Below are 21207 nucleotides of genomic sequence, written 5' to 3'. Positions count from 1 at the left end.
TCTTTCAGCCGGACCGCTCGGCCGGCCTCCGGTGCTCGGTGCCGAGCAGGGCCAACTGCCAGAGCAGCCGTGACCGGGGGTCGGTCACCTTGCGGCCGGTCACGGACTCGATGCGCCGCAGCCGGTGCATGACCGTGTTCCGGTGGCAGTACAGCTGATCGGCCGCCCGGGTGGGGGAACCGTCCGAGGCGAGGAAGGCCGCGAGCGTGTCCAGCAGGACCTCCCGTTCGTCGTCGGGCAGGTCCAGCAGCCCGCCGAGGGACTGCCCGACGAGGCGCGACCTGATCTCCGGGGAATTGCTCAGCAGGGCCTCGGGCAGCCGCTCGTCGATGCTGACCACGCAGCTGCTGTCCGCCGGCAGGGTGCGCGCCGCGGTCTCGGCCAGCCGGTAGGCCGAGCCTGCGGCTGCGGCGCCGTCGACCACCGGGGAGACCCCGACCGGTCCCGACGCCATGTCACGCAGCCAGGTCACGACCTCGCGGCCGCCCATCGGTCCGAGAGCGACGATGCCGACCTGGGCCCCGCTCCGGCTGCCCCAGACCGACCGGACACCGCGTTTGAGCAGCGCCGCGGTGGGAGCGTCGAGCGCCGGAGCGCCGTCCGGGTCCGGCAGCGCGACGACGGCCGCCAGCCGGCCGTCGAGTGGCACGGCGAGCAGCTCCGAGGCCGTGCGCACGAACGCCGGGTCGCCACCGCGGCCCTCCACCAGACCGTCGAGCACCTGCTGACGCGTGCTGTCGTCCACCCCGGCCAGTCGCCGCTGCTCCTCCCGGTAGCCCTCGGCCACCGCCGCACACTCGGCGTCGTTGGTCCGCCAGACCGAGCCGGCCACCTCGAGCAGCAGGGTGTCGTGCTGGTTGCTGTGGCGGGACACCTCGAGCAACGCCTCCCAGGTGACCTGCCCACCGAGGCGGTAGGCCCGCAGCACCGCCTCCAGCGGGATCGCCTGGGCCGCGCGCCGCCGGCCGACGTTCCGCGCGTCGCGCAGCGAGACCCGGGCACCGCCGGAGGCGGCGCCGATCAGCATGTGCAATCCCCGCTTGAGGTTCGCACGGGTGCTGGCCCGGAGCTCCTCCCCACCGTGGGCGAGCAGGTCCTGGTAGGCGGGCTCGGTCCGGAGGAGGACCTCCATCATCCGGTCGGTCATGGCATCGAGCTGATCGAGCAGCAGCGGAGCCAGCTCGACCAGCCGGGCCGCGACCTCGGCTCGGAACGGCTGCACTCGACCACCTCCTCGTGACGCGCCGCACACAGCACAACACGACGACCGCATCAATGTGCGGTCAGCCCATTGTGACGGCCCACACCACGGGGCAGGCTCACGGGACGTACCCGTGACCCGATCGTCGCTGCCCCCTTCTCCGGGACGGTGGACGACCCCTCCCCCGATGAAGAGGAGCAGTGGGCCCCTTGGCGCAGCCGCCTCGACACCCCGGCAGCCGGCCACCTCACGACAGAGCGCCCACCGCACGCCTCGAGATGAGCGGGATCAGCGTCGCCTTCGGCGGCGTCGCCGCGCTCAGCGACGTGTCCCTCACCGTGGAGCCCGGTCAGGTCCACGGACTCATCGGCCCGAACGGCGCAGGCAAGACGACACTGTTCAACGTCGCCTGTGGTCTGGTGCGACCCTCGGCCGGCCGGATCACCTGGCGGGGCGAGGAACTGCGGCGGCTCAAGCCCAGCCAGCTCAGCACGCTGGGCATCGCTCGCACGCTGCAGGGCGTGGGCCTGTTCGGGGGGCTGTCGGTCCTGGAGAACGTGATGGTCGGCGCGCACCGCCACGCGAGGGCGGGCTTCGTCTCCGCCCTGCTGGCCCTGCCCACGGCGGACAAGGACGACAAGGTGCTGCGCGAGCGCGCGCACCAGGCGCTGGTCGAGCTGGGGGCCGAGAGCTACGCGGACCGCTATCCCGGCAGCCTCCCCTACCCGGTGCAGAAGCGCGTCGCCCTGGCCCGCGCTCTGGTCGCCGACCCCGACCTGCTCCTCCTCGACGAGCCGGCCAGTGGTCTGGCGGAGGACGAGATGCACGAGCTCGGCGAGCTGATCCGCGCGCTCAGCTCCCGCATGAGCGTGCTGCTGGTCGAGCACCACATGGACCTGGTCATGAAGGTCTGCGACCGCATCACGGTCCTCGATTCGGGCGAGCAGATCGCGGCCGGCACGCCGGCGGAGGTGCAGGCCGACCCCAAGGTCACCGAGGCCTACCTCGGGGACGAGGTCGTCGAGACCGACGCCGCGGAGCTCGCCCGCACCGACGGAGGTCGCCATGTCTGAGCCGCACGGCAGCACGGCGGTCTCCGCGGGCTCCGGCACCGCTCCCGGGACGGCGCTGCTGCAGGTCCAGGGACTCACCTCCGCCTACGGCCCGGTCCGGGCGCTCGACGGCGTCACTCTCGACGCGGAGGCCGGGCGGATCACCGCCGTCCTCGGCGCGAACGGCGCCGGCAAGACCACCCTGCTGCGCACCATCAGCGGGCTGGTCCGGCCGCAGGCCGGCAAGGTCCTGCTCGACGGCGAGGACATCACCCGGTCCGCGGTCGAGGCCATGGTCAGCAAGGGCATGGCCCACGTGCCCGAGGGCCGCGGCGTCATCGCCGAGCTGACCGTCGACGAGAACCTGCGCGTCGGGTCGCTGTTCCGCGGCAAGGTGGGCAAGGACGAGTACGACCGCGTCTACGACATCTTCCCCCGCATCGCGGAGCGCCGGAACAACGCCGCGCACACCCTCTCGGGCGGTGAGCGGCAGATGCTGGTCATCGGTCGTGCACTGCTGGCCCAGCCGCGGATCCTGCTGCTCGACGAGCCGTCCCTGGGCCTGGCGCCCCGGATCGTCGCCCAGATCTTCGGGTTGCTGCGCCAGCTGGTCGACCGCGAGGGACTGTCGGTCCTGCTCGTCGAGCAGAACGCCCGCAGCGCTCTGTCCGTCGCCGATGTCGGCATCGTCCTCAACCTCGGAAAGGTCGTCGTCACCGACCAGGCCCGCACGTTGATGGCCGACGAGGGCCTCCGGCACGCCTACCTCGGCTTCTGACCCGCCCGCTCCTCTCGGTCCAGGAAGGCACCCCTCGTGCAGCAGTTCATCAACATCACCCTGTCGGGCTTGGTCGAGGGCATGATCTACGCCGCCTTCGCCCTGGCCCTGGTGCTGATCTGGCGGTCCACCAGGATCGTCAACTTCGCGCAGGGCGCGATGGCCGCGGCGACCGCCTTCATCGCGCTGGCCCTCATCGACGCCGGCCAGTCGTACTGGGTGGCCCTGATCGTGGCGCTCGTCAGCGGGTTCGTCCTGGGCGCGATCGTGGAGCGGGTCATCATCCGGCCGGTCGAGGGCGGTCCCGAGCTCAACGCGGTCATCGTGACCCTGGGCCTCTTCGTCGCCATCCAGGCGCTGATCGCCATCGTCTTCGGCTCGGCGTTCCAGTCGTTCCCGACGCCGTTCGGCGTCCGCGGCTTCGAGGTCGGGGACACGACCATCGCCCTCACGCCGACCAGCCTCTACATCATCGGCTCCGTCCTGATCACGATGGCGCTGCTGGTCGCCCTGTTCCGCTTCACGCGGGTCGGTCTGGCGATGCGCGCCTCGGCCTTCGGTCAGGAGGTCGCCCGCCTGCTCGGCGTGCGGGTGGGCCGGATGCTCACGCTGGGCTGGGCGCTGGCCGCCGTCGTCGGATCGCTGTCCGGGCTCCTCATCGCCGGTGGCGAGTTCATCTACCCGGCCTACATGGACAGCCTGATCGTCTTCGGCTTCGTCGCCGCTGTCCTCGGCGGCCTGGACTCCCCCGTCGGCGCCATCGTCGGTGGCCTGCTGCTGGGCCTGGCGCTCAGCTACGTCAGCGGCTACCTCCCCCGTGGCAGCGCGCTGGTGAACGTCGCGGCCCTCGTGATCCTGATGGTCGTGCTCCTTGTCCGACCCGGCGGCCTGTTCGCCAGCAGCGTGGCCCGGAGGGCATGACGATGAGCGCGCCGAACACCCCCGTCTCCGCCGCGGGAGCCGCCACCGAAGAGGCGCCCCTCACCGCCACGGCCGCCGCGAACGTCCCGTCGACGCAGGCCACGGAGAGCGGACGCTCCTTCCTCCCCGCATCGACGCTGCTCCGTCACCTGGTGACCGTGCTGCTGGCGATCGTCGGGTCGGTGATCCTGCTGGAGATCACCGACCCGTTCACCAACTCGCAGCTGGCCCAGCTGAGCTACTACGCCATCGCTGCGGGGGGGCTCACGGTCCTGACCGGGCTCAACGGGCAAATCTCCCTCGGGCACGGCGCACTGATGGCCGTCGGCGCGTACACGACGGCCCTCTTCCTGCAGGCGGACGAGCCCGTAGCGCTGCCCCTGATCCTCCTGGTCTCGGTGCTGACGGCGACCGTCGTCGGCGCGCTGGTCGGGGTGGCCGCGGCCCGCCTGCACGGCCCGTACCTCGCCGGCGCGACGCTCGCGCTGGCGGTCGGCCTGCCCGGTCTGGCGATCTACTTCCACGACACGCTCGGCGGTGAGCAGGGCCTGCGGGTGCGGGCCCCGCAGCCGCCGGACCTCTTCAAGGAGTTCATCGGCTGGGTGTCGGGCAACTCCGCGACCGGCACCAAGTGGCTGGCCTACGTCGGCGCGATCTGCCTGATCCTCACCTACTTCCTGCTGGCGAACCTGGTGCGCAGCCGGATCGGCCGTACCTGGCGGGCGGTGCGCGACCAGGAGGTCGCCGCGGAGCTGGCCGGTATCAACCTGGGCGCCTGGCGGGTGCTGGCCTTCACGGTGAGCGCGGCCGCCGCCGGCCTGGCGGGCGGCGTGCTGGCGCTCGTCATCCGCCTGGCCGCACCCAGCGGGTTCACCCTGGTGCTCTCCCTGTCGCTGCTGACGGCGATCGTGCTGGGCGGACTGGGCAGCCTGCTGGGGGCGCTGCTCGGCTCGGCGCTGCTGGTCTTCCTGCCGCCGTTCGTCACCGACCTGGGTGCCGACCTCGGCCTCGACAACACCGAGGCCGCGCAGCTGGCGCCGTTCGTGTACGGCGTGGTCCTGATCGTGGCGATGATCTTCGCCCCGGCGGGCTTCGTCGGCACCGTCCGTCTCCGCTGGCTCACCTACCGGGCGAAGCAGCGCGCGGCGGCCGCCCGCTCCTCGAGCGGGGGGTGAGGACGACCCGATCGATCCGGCGCGCCGCACCGCTCCGTCCCCATCAGCCCCGCCCCATCAGACTCCCGGGCAGCAGACACCCGGGCCGCATCAGAGGAGAACTGTTGTCCAGATCCTCCCGACGTCTCGTGTCCTTCCTGGCCGCAGCCACCGTCGTCTCCACCGTCGCCGCCTGTGGTGGCGGCAACAACGATGACGGCGGCGGCGGTGGCGGTGGCGAGAACGAAGCCTCCGACATCGGCGTCACCGAGGACTCCATCAAGCTCGGGGCCCACTACCCCCTGACCGGTGTGGCCGCGCCCGGCTACAGCGAGATCCCCACCGGCGTCCAGGCGTACTTCGACTGGGTCAACGAGAACGGCGGGGTCAACGGCCGGCAGATCGAGTACATCTACCGCGACGACGCCTACAACCCGACCAACACGACCCAGGTCGTGAACCAGCTCGTGCTGGAGGACGAGGTGTTCGCGATCGTCGGCGGTCTGGGCACCCCGACGCACAGCGCCGTCCTGGACTTCCTGAACAGCGAGGGCGTGCCCGACCTGTTCGTCTCCTCCGGCTCGCTGCTGTGGGGGGAGGACCCGGAGACCAACCCCTACACCTTCGGCTGGCAGACCGACTACGAGAGCGAGGGCAAGATCATCGGCGAGTACATCGCCGAGGAGTTCCCGGACGCCAAGGTCGGTCTCTTCCTCCAGGACGACGACTTCGGCGAGGACGGCGAGGCCGGCATCCGGGAGTACATCGACGACCAGATCGTCGCCGCGGTCCGCTACACGCCGGGCAACACCAACGTCGCCCCGCAGATCTCCGAGCTGCAGGCCGCCGGGGCCGACTTCGTCGTCGGCTTCAACGTGCCCAGCTACACGGCGCTGTCGCAGCTGACCGCGCTGCAGCTCGGCTACCAGCCGGAGCAGTGGTTCTACTCCAACGTGGGTTCGGACCCGGCGCTGGTCGGCTCGCTGCTGGCCCGCTTCTCCCAGGGAGCGGTGAGCGACGCCAGCCTGCTGGACGGCGCGCTGACCACCGGATACCTGCCGACGGTGGACCAGACGGACAACCCGTGGATCCAACAGTTCCAGGAGATCTGGGAGGCGTCGGGGCAGGAGGGTGAGCTCACCAACTACCGGGTCTACGGCATGTCCCAGGCCTACACGACGGTCCAGGCCCTGCAGGCCGCGGGCCAGAACCCGACCCGCGACGGCATCGTCGAGGCCATCGAGACCGCCGGTGCCGACTGGGAGGGCCCGGTGTTCGCGCCGTACCGGTACTCCGCGGACAGCCACATGGGCACCAGCGGCATGTCGATCGAGCGCATCGTCGGCAACGGCTCCGAGGAGGTCCAGCCCGTCCGGGTGACCGACATCGGCAACGCGAAGATCGAGGAGTTCGACGGCGAGCCCGCCTCTCCCCCGCAGAACGGCATCCCCGACGAGGAGTCGGCCGTGGACTGAGGCCCCCTCCCGGGCCCCGCTCCGAGCCTGCGAGGAGTGGGCAGGAGGGGGTCCTTACCGGGCCGCCGGTCTCCTTCGGGAGGCCGGCGGCCCGTCGCCGTTCCCGGACACTTCGGTCCCGAAGTGTCGGCAATGGGTCCTCGGGTAGGGCCGCGTCAGGAGGGCGCGTCGGACCAGGAGGAAGCAATGACGCAGGGACCGGTACGCGGGGCACGGACGATCGGGCGGGCGGTGGTGACCGGCGGCGCCGGCTTCCTCGGCTCCCATCTCTGCGAGCACCTGCTCGACCGCGGCGTCGAGGTGGTCTGCCTGGACAACTTCCTCACCGGGTCTCCGGAGAACGTGCTGCACCTGATGGAGCATCCGGGGTTCCGGCTGATCCGCTGCGACGTCACCGACTACGTGCACGTCCCCGGACCGGTCGACCTCGTCCTGCACTTCGCCTCCCCGGCCAGCCCGCTGGACTACCTCAAGATGCCGATCGAGACCCTCAAGGTGGGCAGCCTGGGGACCCTGCACACGCTGGGGCTGGCCCACGAGAAGGGCGCCCGCTACGTGCTCGCCTCCACCTCCGAGGTGTACGGCGACCCGCTCCGGCACCCCCAGGACGAGGAGTACTGGGGCAACGTCAACCCCGTCGGCCCCCGCGGGGTCTACGACGAGGCCAAGCGCTTCAGCGAGGCCATGACCACCGCCTACCGGACGTCGAAGGGCACCGACACCGGCATCGTGCGGATCTTCAACACCTACGGACCGCGGATGCGCCCCGACGACGGCCGTGCCATCCCCGCGTTCATCGGCCAGGCGCTCGAGGGACGTCCGCTGACCGTCGCCGGGGACGGCTCGCAGACCCGCTCCATCTGCTTCGTCGACGACACCGTCCGCGGCATCCTGGCGATGGCCTTCTCCCCGCATGCGGGGCCGGTCAACATCGGCAACCCCGACGAGCTGTCGATGCTGCGGCTGGCCCAGTGGATCGCCGAGCTCACCGGGTCGGAGTCGGCGGTCGAGTTCATCGACCTGCCGGTGGACGACCCGAAGGTCCGTCGTCCCGACACCACCCGCGCCGAGCAGCTGCTGGGCTGGCGGCCGACGGTGACGTCGGAGGAAGGCCTGCGCCGGACGGTCGAGTGGTTCGCCGCCCGGCGAGAGGTGTCGGCCGCCCGCGCTGGCTGAGCGTCATGGGCTGACTCCGAACCGTGGCAACGGAGGGGCGTGACGACTAGGCTGTGGTCGCGGACTCGGGGGGGCCGCCATCCCCCCGCGTCTACCACAGAGAGCGAGCATGGGCCGCCACGCCGATCCCACTGCCCCGCGCCGTAGTGTGCCCCTCCGCCTGATCGCCGCCGGCGTCGTCGCCGTCCTCCTGGTGGTCGGTGGGCTGGTCTGGTGGCTGACCGCCGCCGAGGCGTGCGAGACCCGCCGAACCGTCGGCGTGACGGTCGCACCGGAGCTGGGAGGGCTCGTCGAGGAGCTCCTGGCCGACCCCATCGAGCTGGACGGCGGCGTCTGCGCCCTGGCCGACGTGACGGCACGGGAACCGCTGCAGACCGTCGGTGACCTGGCGGCGCTCGAGGCCGATGCCCTGCCCGACGTGTGGGTACCCGACCCCTCGCTGTGGGTCGCCCGTGCCGGTGACGCGCCCCTGGAGACGGTGGGCTCGATGGCCACCTCACCCGTCGTGCTGGCCACCAGCCGGGACGCGGTCGAGTCCCTGGGCTGGACCGCGTCGGCACCGGGCTGGGGCCAGGCACTGGCCGGTCAGCAGGCGCTGGCCGTCCCCGATCTCGCGACCAGCGCCGAGGGCCTGTCCGCGCTCAGCGCCGTGCGGACCGCCCTCGGCGGGGGCGAGGACGCCGACAACGCCGTCGTCCAGGCGGTGCTCGCCGCCGCGCGGGGGCCGGTGGTGTCGCCCTCCGAGGCCCTGGCCGCAGGCATGGCAGGCGGGGCAGAGGCGCCGCTGGTCCCCGTGAGCGAGCAGGAGGTGTACGCCGCCAACCGGGACGCCGAGAACTCCTCCCTCGTCGCGGTCTACCCCGGTGAGGGCAGCCCGTCGCTGGACTATCCGGTCGTGCGGGTCGGCTCTGCCGGCGAGGAGGACGCCGCCGCGGCCGCGACGGCGGAGGTCCTGACGTCGGAGGCCGCGCGCAAGGCCACTCACGACGCGGGCTTCCGCGATCAGGACGGCAGCGCACCCCCGGATGCCGGTGAGGACACCGGAATCCAGGAGGCGGCGCCCTCGGCTCTCCGGCTGGATCCGGCCGGCGTGCAGACGCTCGTGGCACGGCTGTCCAGCCTGGCGGCGCCGTCCCGGATCCTCGCCGCCTTCGACGTGTCGGCGTCCATGGAGGCCTCGGTCGGCAACGGGACCCGCGCGACCCTCGCCCGGGACGCGGCCAAGGCGACCCTCTCCCTGGTACCGGGCGACTTCGCTCTCGGCCTCTGGACGTTCGCCTACCAGCTCGATGCCGGTCAGGACTGGGTCGAGCTGGTGCCCACCCGGGAGCTGGATGCCGACGTGGGGGGCCGCCCGCAGCGCGAGGTTCTCGACGAGCAGCTCGACAGCATCCCCGGGCGGCTGACGCCCGGCGGCACGGGGCTCTACGACACGACGCTGGACGCCGTCCGTGCGGCGCGGGAGGACTACGACCCCACCGCCGTCAACAGCGTCCTCGTGCTCACCGACGGGACCAACGAGGACGACGACGCGGGCATCGCGCTGGACCAGCTGCTGCAGACCCTGCGCAGCGAGGCCAACCCGGAGCGGCCCATCAAGGTCATCGGCGTCGCGCTCGGCCCGGACGCCGACCTGGAGGCGCTCGAGCAGATCGCCGAGGCGACCGGGGGCGCGGCCTACTCGGCGGTGGACCCCGGCGACCTGCGGACGGTCCTCTTCGACGCCCTCCGTCAGCGCGGGTAGCCCTGGCCGGGGCACCCCCGCGGAACTCCTCGGAATGTGTCAGCTGCGGCCGAGCAGGGCGTCGAGAGCGGTGGTCACCTCGTCGACGGTGATCGTCGCGAGCGCCGGGTCGAGCTCGGTACCCCAGGGGTCGCCGGTGCCGTCCCCGTGCCAGAGGACGACGTGCAGCGGCCCTCCCCGCCCGTCCCGGGACGGCGGCCCCCAGAGTGCCGGCGACACCGGCCCGAACAGCACCACCGACGGACGGCGGTAGGCGGTCGCGAGGTGGGCGACACCGGTGTCCCCGCTGACCACCACCCGGGCGGCGGCGATCACCGCGGCGAGCTCCAGGGACGTCGTCCGGCCGGCGAGGACCGCGCCCGCCCCCAGTCCGGCGCGTTCCGCGACCGTGGCGGCCAGCGCCACCTCGGCCGGACCGCCGGTGATCCGCACGTCGAGGCCCCGGTCGGCCAGGTGCCGGGCAACGGCGGCGAACCGCTCCGGCGGCCAGCGCCGTCCCGGATAGGCCGCGCCCGGGTGGACGACCGCCGCGCCGGCGACCGGCGGCGGCACGGCGGGGACGGCGAGGTCGAGGGCGTCCGGATCAGCGGCCACACCCAGCCCCTCCGAGACCAGCCGGCACCAGCGGTGCACCTCGTGCTCGTCGGCGTACCAGGTCGGCCCCGGATAGCCCGGGCTGTCGAAGGTGAGCAGCCGCGCCGGCTCCAGGTCGGCGACGATCACGTGCGACGCGGGGCCCTTGCCGTGCAGGTCGACGGCGAGCTCCGGCGGTGGGCCGGTCCAGTCGAGGGGTTCCAGCTCGCGGGCGGGCAGCACCTCGTCGACGGCCTCGATCAGCCGCGCGAGAGGTTCCAGCGCCGTCGTCGTGGCGAGCACCAGCCGGTGGTCCGGGACGGCCGCCCGGACGGCGCGGAGGGCCGGGACACCGGTCAGGAGGTCCCCGAGCCCCAGCGGCCGGAGGACGACGGCTGTCGGCCGCCTCGCAGGGGGGCGAGGTGGTCCTTTCATACGCGGGAGCGCTCGACCAGCGCCGTCGTCGAGTGACCGTCCAGGTAGGGGAGGACGACGGCCTGGCCGCCCCACGTCCGCAGCACCGCGGCCTCGGGCAGGTCGGCGCCGGCGTAGTCGCCTCCCTTGGCCCACACGTCGGGGCGCAGCCGGTCGAGGACCTCGGCCGGGGTGTCCTCCTCGAACACGACGACGGCGTCGACGAACTCCAGGGCCTCGAGCACCCGCGCCCGGTCGGCCGCGGTGACCAGCGGCCGGGACGGGCCCTTGAGCCGGCGGACCGAGGCGTCGGAGTTGATGCACACGATCAGGCAGTCGCCGAGCCCGCGGGCGGCCCGCAGCGTCGCGACGTGACCCGGGTGCAGCAGGTCGAAGCAGCCGCCGGTGGCCACGACCGTGCCGCCGGACGCCCGCACGCGGGCCATGAGCGCCTCGACCGACGACGCCGGTGCCGGGTGCTCCGGGCTGACATCGGTGTCCCACGCGGTCGCCCCGCCGCGGGCGACGAACGACGACGCCGCCGCGACCGCCGCCGCGACCGCCTCGCCGGTCACCGCGCCGTCGGCCAGCGCGAGCGCCGCGGCGGCCGCGAACGAGTCACCGGCACCGCACGGGTCCCCGCCGGTGACCGCCACGGCCGGCACCACCATGGGGGCGCCCTCGCCGTAGGAGAGCAGCGCCCCCCGCGGGCCCAGCGTCACCGCGACCGCGCCCACGCCCCACTGCCGGATCAGGGCCTCGGCCCGCGCACCGACGGCGGCCAGCCCCTGGCCGTCGCCGGGCACGTCGGCGGCGACGCGGGCGGCCTCGGCGCCGTTCGGGGTGACCAGGCGGGCGTTGGGCACCGGGTCCGCACCACGGGGGTGCGGGTCCCAGACGACCGGGCCGCGGGCGGCGGCCAGCGCGGTGCGGACCTCCGCAGCGGACGTCGTCCCCCGGCCGTAGTCGGCGACGAGCACGGCGGCGGCGTCCCGGATGACCGCGGCCGCCTCCTCCGGGAGGGGACCCAGCGTCGCGACCGGGGAGCCGCTGTCGATCCGGACGACGGAGTGGTCGCCCACCCGCACCCGCTGCTTGACCGCGGTTCCGCCGGTCGCCGGGATCGGGACCAGCCGCACCCGGCCGTCGAGCAGGGACCGCAGCCGGGCGGCGCCGTCGTCGGTGTCGATCGGCGCGACGAGCACCACCTCCCGGGAGGTGGCGGCCGCCGCGATGACCGCGGCCAGTGCGGCGCCCCCGGGACGCTCACGGGTCTCCACGTCCTCGACCACGGGCACGGGCGCGTCCGGAGTGAGCCGTGACGACGTGCCCACCAGGTCGACGTCGAGCAGCGCGTCGCCGACGACCACCAGCGGCCCCTTCACGAAGCCGTCCCGAGGGTGGGGCCGGCCGGGACCCGCGCCGGCGGGGCCAGCACGGCGGCGTCGAACGCGGCACACACCAGGTGCAGCGCCACCAGGTGGCACTCCTGCACCGTGGCCGTCCACGGCGAGTCGATGCAGACCGCGTCGTCGGCGGCCGCGGCGAGCGGGTTGGGAGCCGGCCCGGTGAGCGCCAGCACGGTGATGCCGCACTCGCGGGCCCGGCGGGCGGCGGCGACGGCGTTCGGACTGCGCCCCGACGTGGACAGCAGCACCAGCACGTCGCCGGCCCGGCCGTGCGCCTCGACCTGCCGGGCGAACAGCTCGTCGGCCGGGTAGTCGTTGGCGATGGCGGTGAGGCTCGAGGTCTCGGCGGTGAGGCAGATCGCGGAGAACGGTGGCCGATCGGCGCGGTAGCGGCCCACCAGCTCGGCGGTGAGGTGCTGTGCCTGGGCGGCGCTGCCGCCGTTGCCCGCGGCGAGCAGGCGGCCCCGCCCCGAGCCGCAGAGCACGTCGGCCAGCAGCCGCCCCCAGCGGTCGAGGACGTCGACCTGCGCGGTCACCGACGCCAGCGCCGCCGTCAGCGAGGTCACGTGGTCCTGCCCGGTCAGGTGCGTGCAGGTGTCGGGCGCCGGCACCTCAGCAGTGACGTTCTCGAAGAACGAATGGGGTGTGACGCTCATCGGGCGACCTCCACGAGAGACCGGCGAGCGACGGCCTGCCGGTAGACGGTCTCGGTGTCCGCGACGACACGGCTCCACCGGTAACGGGCCCGGGCGCGGCGCACCCCGGCGGCGCCGTAGGACGCGCGGCGCTCGTCGTCGGCGAGCAGCGCGGCGAGGACCTCGCCCAGGCGGGCGGGGTCGCGCGGGGGCACGAGCTCGCCGGTGACCCCCCCGACCACGGTGTCGACCAGGCCGCCGACGGCGGTGGCCACCACCGGCCGGCCACAGGCCATGGCCTCCAGCGGGGTGATGCCGAACGGCTCGTACCAGGGGACGGCGAGGACGACGTCGGCCGAGCGCACCCACGCCGGGACGTCGGCCCGCGGCACCGCACCCGCGAAGACCAGCCGGTCGGCCACGCCTTCCTCGAGGGCGATGGCCCGCAGCCGGCGCACCTCGGGGTCGGCGTCGACGGCGTCGGCCGGCGGGCCGCCGACCACGACCAGTTCGGCGTCCGGGACCGCGCGCAGCGCCCGGACCGCGTCGTCCTGCCCCTTGCGCTCGACCAGCCGGCCCAGGACGAGCAGCCGCCGGCGGTCGGTGCGCTCGGCCACCGGCCCCCGGGGCGTGAAGACCGACGTGTCCACCCCGCACGGCACGATCGTGGCGCGGTCGTGGGGCAACCCGAGCCGACGCAGCTCGAACACCTCGTCGGAGCAGGTGGCGACGACGTGGTCGACGTCCCGGCACAGCCCCCGTTCGAGGTCGATCCGGTTCGGCGGGGACGTGTCGGCCGCCCCCTGGTGCCGGCGCTTGACCGACCCGAGGGCGTGGAAGGTCTGCAGCACCGGCGTCGGGAGGCCCGCGGCGGCCTCGACAGCGGCCAACCCGCTCATCCAGAAGTGCGCGTGCACGACGTCGGGCGGCGCGGCGGTCCACTGCTCGCGGAGCACACTCGCGAACTCGGTCATGTGCGGGAGCAGCTCGTCCTTGGCCAGCTCCCGTGGTGGACCGGCGGGGACGTGCGCCACGTTGTAGCCGTCCTGGGTCACCACCCGCTCGGGCAGCGACTCGTCGTCCCGGCGGGTGTGCACGGTGACGTCATGGCCGCGCCGGGCCAGGCCCGCGGCCAGGGCGGCGACGTGCACGTTCTGCCCGCCGGCGTCCACCCCGCCGATCGCGGCCAGGGGGCTGGCGTGCTCGCTGACCAGGTCGATCCTCATCGCGCCACCTCCCACGAGCAGATGCAGGCCGTGAACCGGACGGTCACCGGACCACCTCCCGCAGAAGGTGGTCCCAGTCGGTCAGGAACCGGTCGAGCCCGTAGCGCTCCAGCGCTGCCGCGCGGGCCGCCTTGCCGGCCAGCCGGGCGGCGTCCTCGTCCGCCATGAAGTGCCGGACCGCCTCCCACAGCCGCTCCGGCCGCGTGGACAGCACGCCGGCGTCGGCCGGGACCGCCTCGACGGCCTCGGTGGTGGCCAGCCCGACCACCGGCAGGCCCAGGTGCATGGCCTCCAGCAGCGACAGTCCCAGGGAGGTCCAGCGCACGGGGTGGACGTAGACCCGGCGGCGGGCGAGCTCGGCGTGCATGGCCGCCTGGGGCGGGTCGTCGTGCAGCGCGACGCGGTCGGGGTCCAGCCCGTACGCCTCGTGCAGCCCCGACAGCCCCATGCCGAAGACGTCGACCGGCGCGACCGCGGCGAGGCCGGGCAGCAGGTCACCGCCGGTGGTCCGCCCGCGGCGGACCGGCTCGTTGACGACGACGGCGGCCCGCGCCAGCTCGCCGGTGTAGCGCTCCCCCGGGTCGACGATGCCGTGCTCGATGACGGTCGTCGGAGCGCGGCCGTTGTCGTAGAAGAGCCGGTTGAAGTGGGTGACGTGCGCGATCGGGATGTCGTCGCGGTCGGCCATCGGGTGCCGGGTGTGCGGGATCGGCCCGTCGCCGGGCTCCAGGCCCGGTGCGTTGTGCTCGAGGAAGACCGCGGGCAGGTCGCGGCCCGGCTCACGGCCCAGCCACTCGCGCACGAGCTCCAGATCGCGGGTGCGCTGGAGGACGACGACGTCGATCTGCTCCTCGCGCAGGGCCTCGGGGGTCACCTCACGGGCCGCCGCCGGCCAGTCCCAGGTACGGGCGCGACCGAGCCCGTCGGGGCTCCGCCGTCCCCCCGGGCCGGGCACCACCGGCAGCAGGTAGTCGTGGGGGCCCTGGACGAACGCCGTCGTCCAGGAGCCGTGCACGTGCCAGACCAGGATGTTCACGTTCTCCCCCGGAGTGTCGACGCCGCCTCGCCCGTTGCGACGGGGGTCCGGGGAACGGCCGGCTGTCGGATCGTGACGAGCGTGCCGACCGCGGCGACGACGTCCTGCGCGGTCACCGAGGTCAGACAGGGATGGCCGGGCACCGGGCACTCGCGTGCCCGGGTGTCGCGGCAGGGGGCGGACTGGTCACCGAGCAGCACGGTGGGCACCCCGTAGGGGGCCCACCGCGCGGCGGGCACGACGGGCGCGAACAACGAGACCACCGGCGTCCCCACCGCGGCGGCGAGGTGCGCCGGGCCGGTGTTGCCGACGACCAGGGCCGCCGCGCCGTCGAGCAGCGCCGCCATCTCCGGCAGGGTCGTGGCCCCGCCGAGGTCGGTGCCGGCGGAGCCGGCGACGGCGGCCGTGAGCGCCTTCTCCCCCGGGCCCCCGGTGACCAGCACCCGGTGCCCGAGGGCGGTGAGCGCCTCGACGGTCTCCGCGCACCGCTCCTCCGGCCATGCCCGGGCCGGCACCGACGCCCCCGGATGGAGGACGACGTAGCCCGGCTCGTGGTCGACGCGCGGCAGTGGGCGCCGCACGGCGAGCCGCCCGTCGTCGCCCGCGGGCAGCTCGAACCCGGCGGCGTGGGCCAGGGAGAGTGCCCGCTCCGGCTCCGGGAGGTCGTCGTCCACGCGGTGGCGGACGTCGAGCAGCGAGCCCGGGTAGTCGACGCTGATCGCCGAGATCCGGGGGACCCCGGCGGCGCGCAGCAGGAGCGCGAGCGGGAGGGGCGACTGGTGGAACGACGTGGAGATGACGGCCTCGTCCGGCGCCAGGGCACGCACGCGGTCGGTCAGTTCGGCGAGGTCGTCGGCGTCGACCGGCGGGGGCTTCCCGAGGATCCAGGGGCAGCGCCAGGTCCAGACCTCGTCCACCCCGGGCAGCAGCCCGGCGGCCTCCGCGCCGGCCGGGCCGGCCAGGAACACGACGCGGTCGGCTCCGGCGGCGACCGCCCGCACCATCGGGCCCTGCAGCAGGACGTCGCCGGCGTTGTCCAGCCGGGCGACGAGCACGGTGCGGCTCGCCAGCTCGCTCACCATCTCCCCGCCAGGACGTCGTCGACCGCGGCGGTCAGCGTCCGCGCGCGGTGCCCGGCCGCGGCGACCTCCTCGCGGCGGGTGACCGGCGTCGGCACCAGGATCCCGACGGCGCCCGCGGCCGCGGCGGCCTCGACGTCGGCACCGATGTCACCGATGACGACGCAGCGCGCGGGGGTGACGTCGAGTTCCGCGCACGCGGACTTCACCATCCCGGGGGCCGGCTTGCGGCAGTCGCAGCCGTCGTCGGGGCCGTGCGGGCAGACCTGGACGATGTCGAACGGACCGAGCAGCTCGGCCAGCCGGGCCATGCAGGCGTCGACCTGCTCGCGGGTGATCAGTCCGCGCGCGACACCGGACTGGTTGCTCACCACGCCGACCCGTACCCCCCGTGCCCGCAGCCGGTCCAGCGCCTCCTCGGCACCGTCGACCGGCCGGACCCAGTCGGGGTCGCCGTTGTAGGGGAAGTCGTGGACCAGGGTGCCGTCGCGATCGAAGAGCACGAGGTCGGGCAGGCCGCGCCAGCTCGGCACGCGCCGGTGCCGTACGACGCCACGCAGCCAGTGCCAGGTCGCCAGCGGCGGGATCAGCGCGCTGGTGGCGGCCATCGTGGCCACTTCGGCCCTCGTGCGAGGACCGGGTGCGATCCGGGCCCAGGCGAATTCCGCCGTCCCGGCCAGCCAGCCCGCGGCCGCGAGCGCCGCGGCGCGCGGCTTCCGCGCAGCGGCGAACCCGATCGCCGCGAGTGCGGCTGCGGTCACCGCGGTGTGCCCCGGGCGCCGGCCCAGCGCGGCGTCGGCCCGCGTCCGCCAGTCCGGCCCGTGCAGCCGACGCATCAGGACGTCGTCGGCGTTGCCGGCCTGCACGCGGACGCTGATCCAGCGGTCGGCCGGCCGCACCGGGTGGGTGATCCACCGCTGGCCCCGGACCAGCCGGGCACCGGTGTCCATCACCCGCAGCGCCAGGTCGGAGTCCTCACGGAAGGCTCGGGGAAAGCGCTCGTCGAAGCCCCCGACGGCCGCCAGTGCGGCACGGCGGTACGCAAAGTCGGCGGTGATCCAGCTGCTGGTGGCCAGGCCCGCGGTGCCGCGCTCCCAGTCGGTGGGGCGCCGGTCGTCGGGCAGGGGGACCCGCACCCGGCCCTGGCTGCCCGCGACGTCGGCTCCCAGGTCGGCCAGGTCCTCCGCGAGCCGCTGGTACCAGTCGCGGTCCGGGACGACGTCGTCGTCGAGGAAGGCGATCCACTCGGTGCGGGCGGTGCGCCAGCCGAGGTTGCGGGCCCGCGCCGGGCCGCCGCCACCGGTGCGCACGACGCGGACCGGGGGAAGGCCGGGACGTTCGGGCCGCAGGGGGCTGCCGCCCGGTCGGTCGTCGACGAGGATCAGCTCCGCGGGCCGCGGTCCGGGGGCCGCGGCGAGGGCGTCCAGGAGCACGTCGAGCGACGGCCGACCGATGGTCGGCACGACGACGCTGCTCCTCTCCAGTACCCCGGACATGATCGCCTCCTGCCCGGTCGTGTCCGGCCAGAAACACTACGGGCTTGAAGCTTTTGCCGGCCGCGCGGCCACGCCGACCGTCGGTGCGCAGCGGTCAGCGCCGGGAGCGGGTGGCAGCCGACACCCGGGCGAGCGCGTCGGTGACCACGGGCGCGTCGTCGCCGAGCAGACTCAGCAGGTGAGCGACGAGATCGTCATGCGTCCCGACCGCCTGCTCCACCCGCTGCCGGCCGGCCGGGGTGAGCCGGGCGTGCAGGAGCCGGCGGTCGCCCGCACCCCGCTCGCGGAGCACCAGGCCCTCGGCGACGAGGCGGTTCACCGTGCTGGTGACGCCGGCGCGGGAGAGTCCGAGCGCCTCGGCGAGATCACCCATGCTCGCCCGCTCCCCCGGGGATTCGGCCAGCCGGCGCAGCGCCTCGAATCCGGTGAGGGAGAGGTCGTGCTGCAGATGCAGGGCGGAGTCGACGCGCCGGGTGATCCGGTCGTGCACCTGCACGATGCGCAGCCAGGTCTCGGCGGGGCGGGGCGCGGCCCCCGGGATCGCGCCGGCGTCCCGGGGAACACCCCGGGCGAGCGCATCGTCGGGGCGGGGCACGCCACCATCGTCGCCGAAAGCGCGCTCAAGCGCTCCTGATGCGCGCGTGCCGCCGCCCCGCGGTCCGCTGGGCGGCGGCGACGGAGACCAGCCCGGCGACGCTGCCGACGAGGGCGACGGCGGCGGCGGTCAGCGCCACGACGTCCGCCCAGCCGTCACCGGTCACCGGCCGTTCGGCCCCGGCCACCTGCACGTCGACCTCGGCGACGAGGGCCGAGTCGCTGCCCACCAGGTTCACCGTCGTCCGGCCGGCAGCGGTGCCGCCCGGGATACGGACGTCGGCCTCGACCGAGCCGTCGGGGCCGGCGGTGGCCGTGCCGAGGAACGTGCCGCTGTCACGGAGCTGGATGGTGACCCGCTCGCCGGGCAGGAAGCCGCGGGCCTGCAGGACCACGCTCCCCCCGGCGCTGACCTGGCGCGTCGGCGGTGCGCTGCTGCCGTCGGCGGGCGTGGGCGCGGGCGCGGGCGTGGGCGCGGGCGCGGGCGCGGGCGGGGGCGGGGCCGAGCCGGAGGAGCGTGGTTCCTCGGTCGGCGCGGGGGTGGTCGAGGCCGTGCCCGGAGCCGGCGCCTGACCCGAGCCGGCGCTGCCGCCGGGGGCTGCGCCGGACTCGGGGGTGGGGGACGGCGTCGTCCACGGGCTCGGCTCGGGCGTGGTCGGCGCGGCGACGGCGTCGCAGTCCTCCCGGGCGGGCCGGGTGAAGCTGTACTCGTCGAGCTCGTCGGTGTACGCGGTCCCCGAGCCGTCACGGGCGGAGTACTCGAGCCGGCCGTCGATCGTCTCGCCGTGGGCGACGTCGCCGCTGCGGAGGACCACCGTCTCCCCGGGCTGGAGGACCGCCTCGTCCTCACCGGTCGGCGTGCGCGTGGTCGCGAGGCGGACGGCGTAGGGAGCGGTGCCCGCCGTCACCTCGACGACCAGACCGCCCGGGCGGCAGCTGGGGCCGTGGGTGACCCGCGCATCGGGGCGGGTGGGGTCGTCGATCGCGGCGGCCGGCGCCGCAGTGGCCACCGCGACACCGAGGAGGAGGACGACGAGACCCGTGAGGAGACCGGCCGGACGAGAAGGGCGGGCCGGCGTCGCCGATCGTTCGGCGACGGGCCACTGGGTGGTGCTGATACGTGCTCCCCCATTGCAGTGCTGCTTCGTACCCGATGATGACGGAAGTGACAGTTCGTTGCCAGCCCGTTACGCGCGAGTCGGGCGTGTCGGTACGGCGTGTCGAGAATCGGGCGCCCGGTCGACCACCGGACCGGCCGGGCCGTGCACCCGGAGCAGGAGGCGTCGGCGGAGGCGTGAGACGGGGGTCACTACGGTGACCTGCGTGGATGGAGCAGGGACCGGCCGTCGTCGGCAGAACGAGGTCTACCGGGCCGGCGTCTACGGGCACTCGCCGCGGGTGCCGGTCGCCCCCCGGGCGCTGCAGGCCCGCGCGAAGCAGGCGCTGAACGCGCGGGCCTACGCCTACGTCGCGGGCGGCGCCGGCGACGAGGTGACCCAGCGGGCCAACCGGGCGGCGTTCGACCGATGGGCCGTGGTCCCGCGGGTGCTGCGGGACGTGAGCGCCCGGGACTCCTCCGTCGAGCTCTTCGGCCGCGCGCTCCCCGCACCGCTGCTGCTCGGTCCGGTCGGGGCGCTGGAGCTGGTGCACCGGGACGCCGACCTCGCGGTGGCACGGGCCGCGGCGTCGGCCGGCGTACCGATGGTCTTCTCCAACCAGGCCTCGGTCTCCATGGAGGACTGCGCGGCCGCGATGGGGGACGCCCCGCGCTGGTTCCAGCTGTACTGGTCGACCTCCGACGAGCTGGTCGAGAGCCTGGTCGGCCGGGCGGAGGCGGCCGGCTGCGACGCCGTCGTGGTCACCCTCGACACCACGATGCTCGGCTGGCGGCCGCGCGACCTCGACCTCGGGCACCTGCCGTTCGCGCTGGGCAAGGGGATCGCCCAGTACACCTCCGACCCGGTCTTCCGGCGCCTGGTCGCGGAGAAGGTGGCCGCGGGCGGGCCGAAGGAGCCGCAGCCCCGGCCGACGCCGGCCGCGGTCCGGGCGCTGGTCGGCATGGCAAAGGCCTGGCCGGGATCGTTCCGCGAGAACCTGAGGTCACCGCTCCCCCGGGCCGCCGTCGAGACGTTCCTCGGCATCTACTCCCGGCCGTCGATCACCTGGGAGGACCTCGCCTGGCTGCGGTCGAGGACGCGGCTGCCGATCCTGCTCAAGGGCGTGCTGCACCCCGACGACGCCCGCCGGGCCCTGGACGAGGGGGTGGACGGCGTCGTCGTCAGCACGCACGGCGGCCGTCAGGTCGACCGCTCGATCTCCGCCCTCGACGCGCTGCCGGAGATCGTCGGTGCGGTCGCCGGCCGCGCCCCGGTCCTGCTGGACAGCGGCATCCGCAGCGGCGCCGACGTCTTCACCGCCGTGGCGCTCGGCGCCCGGGCGGTGCTGCTCGGCCGGCCGTTCGCGTGGGGGCTTGCGCTGGCCGGGGAGGAAGGCGTCCGGCAGGTCGTCTCCGACGTCCTCGGGGAGTTCGACCTAACTCTGGGGCTGACCGGGCACACCGCCGTCGACCAGCTCTCCCCCGATGTCCTGCGCCGCGTCGGCTGATATGTGAGGTCGCCTGTCAAGAGGGCGTGGCGGGGCGCCGCCGGGGGCTGGCTGCTCTGGCGGCGCCTCGTTTTTGTGCTGGCTTGAGTCGGCGTGGTGACGGGGTGGGCGTGTCGGTGCGACGCGCGGTCGATGCTGATATGCGCGGGTTGGTCACCGCAGGACGGCGTTCGGCAGGGGCGCTTCGGCGTGTCTGAGGTCGAGCGTCACGTCGTCGATCGGTGTGGTGGGTCGACGGGTGGCTCACAGCCGAATCGCCGGTCAGGCCCCTCGCGCTGCTGCCCGTCGGTGGCCTACTCGAGCCAGGTCTGTGGTGGATGGTGTTGGGTCGGGTTGCTTCCGCTCCGCTGCCCTGCGGCGTCGCCCGCAGCCGGGGTCAAGGCTGGCCGCAGGCCACCCGAAGGGCTTGGCCTTGACCCGAGCGAGGACGGCGCCAGGCATCCGAAGGGCGGGAGCAAGCCGGCGCCTCCGGTGGTCAGGTGTCGGGCAGGGTGGCCAGGGACCAGCACCAGCCGGCCAGTTCGCGGGCGATGGCCACGCAGGCCACGGTGTGCTTCTTGTGGTGCGCGGCGAGCCGGGTCCAGCGGTCGTGCAGGCGTTGGTTGCCGGCATGCCCTCGGGCCTGGGCGGCCGCGGGTGC

Annotated in this window: 18 protein-coding genes; 8 read left to right on the top strand and 10 right to left on the bottom strand. The window is 74.5% G+C overall.

Going from position 1 to position 21207, the window contains the following annotated elements:
• Window positions 1–4: 4 nt before the first annotated feature.
• On the bottom strand, window positions 5–1222 hold the full coding sequence (locus CHB94_RS23005; RefSeq protein WP_089338880.1) for a PucR family transcriptional regulator: 1218 nt from the start codon (window positions 1220–1222) through the stop codon (window positions 5–7).
• 257 nt (window positions 1223–1479) lie between these two features.
• On the opposite strand from CHB94_RS23005, the gene CHB94_RS23000 reads away from it, so the two are divergent.
• The 7 genes from CHB94_RS23000 (at window position 1480) to CHB94_RS22970 (ending at window position 9501) form a co-directional block, all read left to right on the top strand.
• Window positions 1480–2274 (top strand): ABC transporter ATP-binding protein, encoded by a 795-nt coding sequence (locus tag CHB94_RS23000; protein WP_089338879.1) that lies wholly within the window; start codon window positions 1480–1482, stop codon window positions 2272–2274.
• The gene (locus CHB94_RS22995; RefSeq protein WP_089338878.1) at window positions 2267–3031 is read left to right on the top strand and encodes an ABC transporter ATP-binding protein; all 765 of its coding nucleotides are present in this window, start codon (window positions 2267–2269) and stop codon (window positions 3029–3031) included. Before CHB94_RS23000 ends, CHB94_RS22995 begins: the two co-directional genes overlap by 8 nt.
• Before the next feature lie 36 nt (window positions 3032–3067).
• Window positions 3068–3952, top strand: a complete 885-nt coding sequence (locus CHB94_RS22990) for a branched-chain amino acid ABC transporter permease (RefSeq protein WP_089338877.1) — start codon at window positions 3068–3070, stop codon at window positions 3950–3952.
• Window positions 3953–3954: 2 nt separating this feature from the next.
• Entirely contained in the window at window positions 3955–5127 is a 1173-nt protein-coding gene (locus tag CHB94_RS22985; RefSeq protein WP_089338876.1) for a branched-chain amino acid ABC transporter permease, read from the top strand.
• Between the two features lie 104 nt (window positions 5128–5231).
• Window positions 5232–6581, top strand: coding sequence for an ABC transporter substrate-binding protein (locus tag CHB94_RS22980; protein WP_089338875.1), 1350 nt, complete (start codon window positions 5232–5234; stop codon window positions 6579–6581).
• A 186-nt stretch (window positions 6582–6767) separates the two neighbouring features.
• The gene (locus CHB94_RS22975; protein WP_089338874.1) at window positions 6768–7757 is read left to right on the top strand and encodes a UDP-glucuronic acid decarboxylase family protein; all 990 of its coding nucleotides are present in this window, start codon (window positions 6768–6770) and stop codon (window positions 7755–7757) included.
• A 148-nt stretch (window positions 7758–7905) separates the two neighbouring features.
• Window positions 7906–9501, top strand: a complete 1596-nt coding sequence (locus tag CHB94_RS22970) for a vWA domain-containing protein (protein WP_254920874.1) — start codon at window positions 7906–7908, stop codon at window positions 9499–9501.
• Between the two features lie 39 nt (window positions 9502–9540).
• On the opposite strand, the gene CHB94_RS22965 is transcribed toward CHB94_RS22970, so the two are convergent.
• The 9 genes from CHB94_RS22965 to CHB94_RS25465 form a co-directional block, all read right to left on the bottom strand.
• On the bottom strand, window positions 9541–10509 hold the full coding sequence (locus tag CHB94_RS22965) for a glycosyltransferase family 9 protein (protein ID WP_089338872.1): 969 nt from the start codon (window positions 10507–10509) through the stop codon (window positions 9541–9543).
• Complete coding sequence (gene rfaE2 / locus CHB94_RS22960; protein WP_089338871.1) at window positions 10506–11873, bottom strand: D-glycero-beta-D-manno-heptose 1-phosphate adenylyltransferase; 1368 nt, start codon at window positions 11871–11873, stop codon at window positions 10506–10508. The genes CHB94_RS22965 and rfaE2 overlap by 4 nt, the downstream gene beginning before the upstream one ends.
• On the bottom strand, window positions 11870–12553 hold the full coding sequence (locus tag CHB94_RS22955; RefSeq protein ID WP_089338870.1) for a D-sedoheptulose-7-phosphate isomerase: 684 nt from the start codon (window positions 12551–12553) through the stop codon (window positions 11870–11872). Before CHB94_RS22955 ends, rfaE2 begins: the two co-directional genes overlap by 4 nt.
• Window positions 12550–13758, bottom strand: a complete 1209-nt coding sequence (locus CHB94_RS22950) for a glycosyltransferase (RefSeq protein ID WP_089338869.1) — start codon at window positions 13756–13758, stop codon at window positions 12550–12552. Before CHB94_RS22950 ends, CHB94_RS22955 begins: the two co-directional genes overlap by 4 nt.
• A 43-nt stretch (window positions 13759–13801) precedes the next feature.
• Entirely contained in the window at window positions 13802–14794 is a 993-nt protein-coding gene (locus CHB94_RS22945; RefSeq protein WP_089338868.1) for a glycosyltransferase, read from the bottom strand.
• Window positions 14791–15876, bottom strand: coding sequence for a glycosyltransferase family 9 protein (locus CHB94_RS22940; RefSeq protein ID WP_089338867.1), 1086 nt, complete (start codon window positions 15874–15876; stop codon window positions 14791–14793). Before CHB94_RS22940 ends, CHB94_RS22945 begins: the two co-directional genes overlap by 4 nt.
• Window positions 15870–17369, bottom strand: a complete 1500-nt coding sequence (locus CHB94_RS22935; RefSeq protein ID WP_089338866.1) for an HAD-IIIA family hydrolase — start codon at window positions 17367–17369, stop codon at window positions 15870–15872. The genes CHB94_RS22940 and CHB94_RS22935 overlap by 7 nt, the downstream gene beginning before the upstream one ends.
• Window positions 17370–17463: 94 nt before the next feature.
• A complete protein-coding gene (locus CHB94_RS22930) occupies window positions 17464–17964 on the bottom strand; it encodes a MarR family winged helix-turn-helix transcriptional regulator (protein WP_089338865.1) in 501 nt (166 codons plus the stop codon).
• 25 nt (window positions 17965–17989) lie between these two features.
• Window positions 17990–18973 carry a hypothetical protein gene (locus CHB94_RS25465; protein WP_089338864.1) on the bottom strand — a complete coding sequence of 328 codons (984 nt, stop codon included), beginning with the start codon at window positions 18971–18973 and terminating at the stop codon, window positions 17990–17992.
• Window positions 18974–19286: 313 nt separating this feature from the next.
• Here CHB94_RS25465 and CHB94_RS22920 point away from each other — a divergent pair, with 313 nt between their 5' ends.
• A complete protein-coding gene (locus tag CHB94_RS22920; protein WP_089338888.1) occupies window positions 19287–20567 on the top strand; it encodes an alpha-hydroxy-acid oxidizing protein in 1281 nt (426 codons plus the stop codon).
• Window positions 20568–21207 lie beyond the last annotated feature (640 nt).

Origin of the sequence: Blastococcus mobilis (assembly GCF_900188025.1) — a bacterium.
GTDB lineage: Bacteria > Actinomycetota > Actinomycetes > Mycobacteriales > Geodermatophilaceae > Blastococcus_B > Blastococcus_B mobilis.
The sequence above is the reverse complement of the archived record's forward strand: the minus strand, read 5'-3'. Positions and strand labels throughout refer to the sequence as shown.

Bases quoted from the DNA above. Each gene is read 5' to 3' on its own strand.
- CHB94_RS22965 (WP_089338872.1), bottom strand. From the start codon at position 10,509: ATGAAAGGACCACCTCGCCCCCCTGCGAGGCGGCCGACAGCCGTCGTC.
- CHB94_RS22955 (WP_089338870.1), bottom strand. From the start codon at position 12,553: ATGAGCGTCACACCCCATTCGTTCTTCGAGAACGTCACTGCTGAGGTG.
- CHB94_RS22940 (WP_089338867.1), bottom strand. From the start codon at position 15,876: ATGGTGAGCGAGCTGGCGAGCCGCACCGTGCTCGTCGCCCGGCTGGAC.
- CHB94_RS22950 (WP_089338869.1), bottom strand. From the start codon at position 13,758: ATGAGGATCGACCTGGTCAGCGAGCACGCCAGCCCCCTGGCCGCGATC.
- CHB94_RS22975 (WP_089338874.1), top strand. From the start codon at position 6,768: ATGACGCAGGGACCGGTACGCGGGGCACGGACGATCGGGCGGGCGGTG.
- CHB94_RS23000 (WP_089338879.1), top strand. From the start codon at position 1,480: ATGAGCGGGATCAGCGTCGCCTTCGGCGGCGTCGCCGCGCTCAGCGAC.
- CHB94_RS22995 (WP_089338878.1), top strand. From the start codon at position 2,267: ATGTCTGAGCCGCACGGCAGCACGGCGGTCTCCGCGGGCTCCGGCACC.
- CHB94_RS22935 (WP_089338866.1), bottom strand. From the start codon at position 17,369: ATGTCCGGGGTACTGGAGAGGAGCAGCGTCGTCGTGCCGACCATCGGT.
- CHB94_RS22985 (WP_089338876.1), top strand. From the start codon at position 3,955: ATGAGCGCGCCGAACACCCCCGTCTCCGCCGCGGGAGCCGCCACCGAA.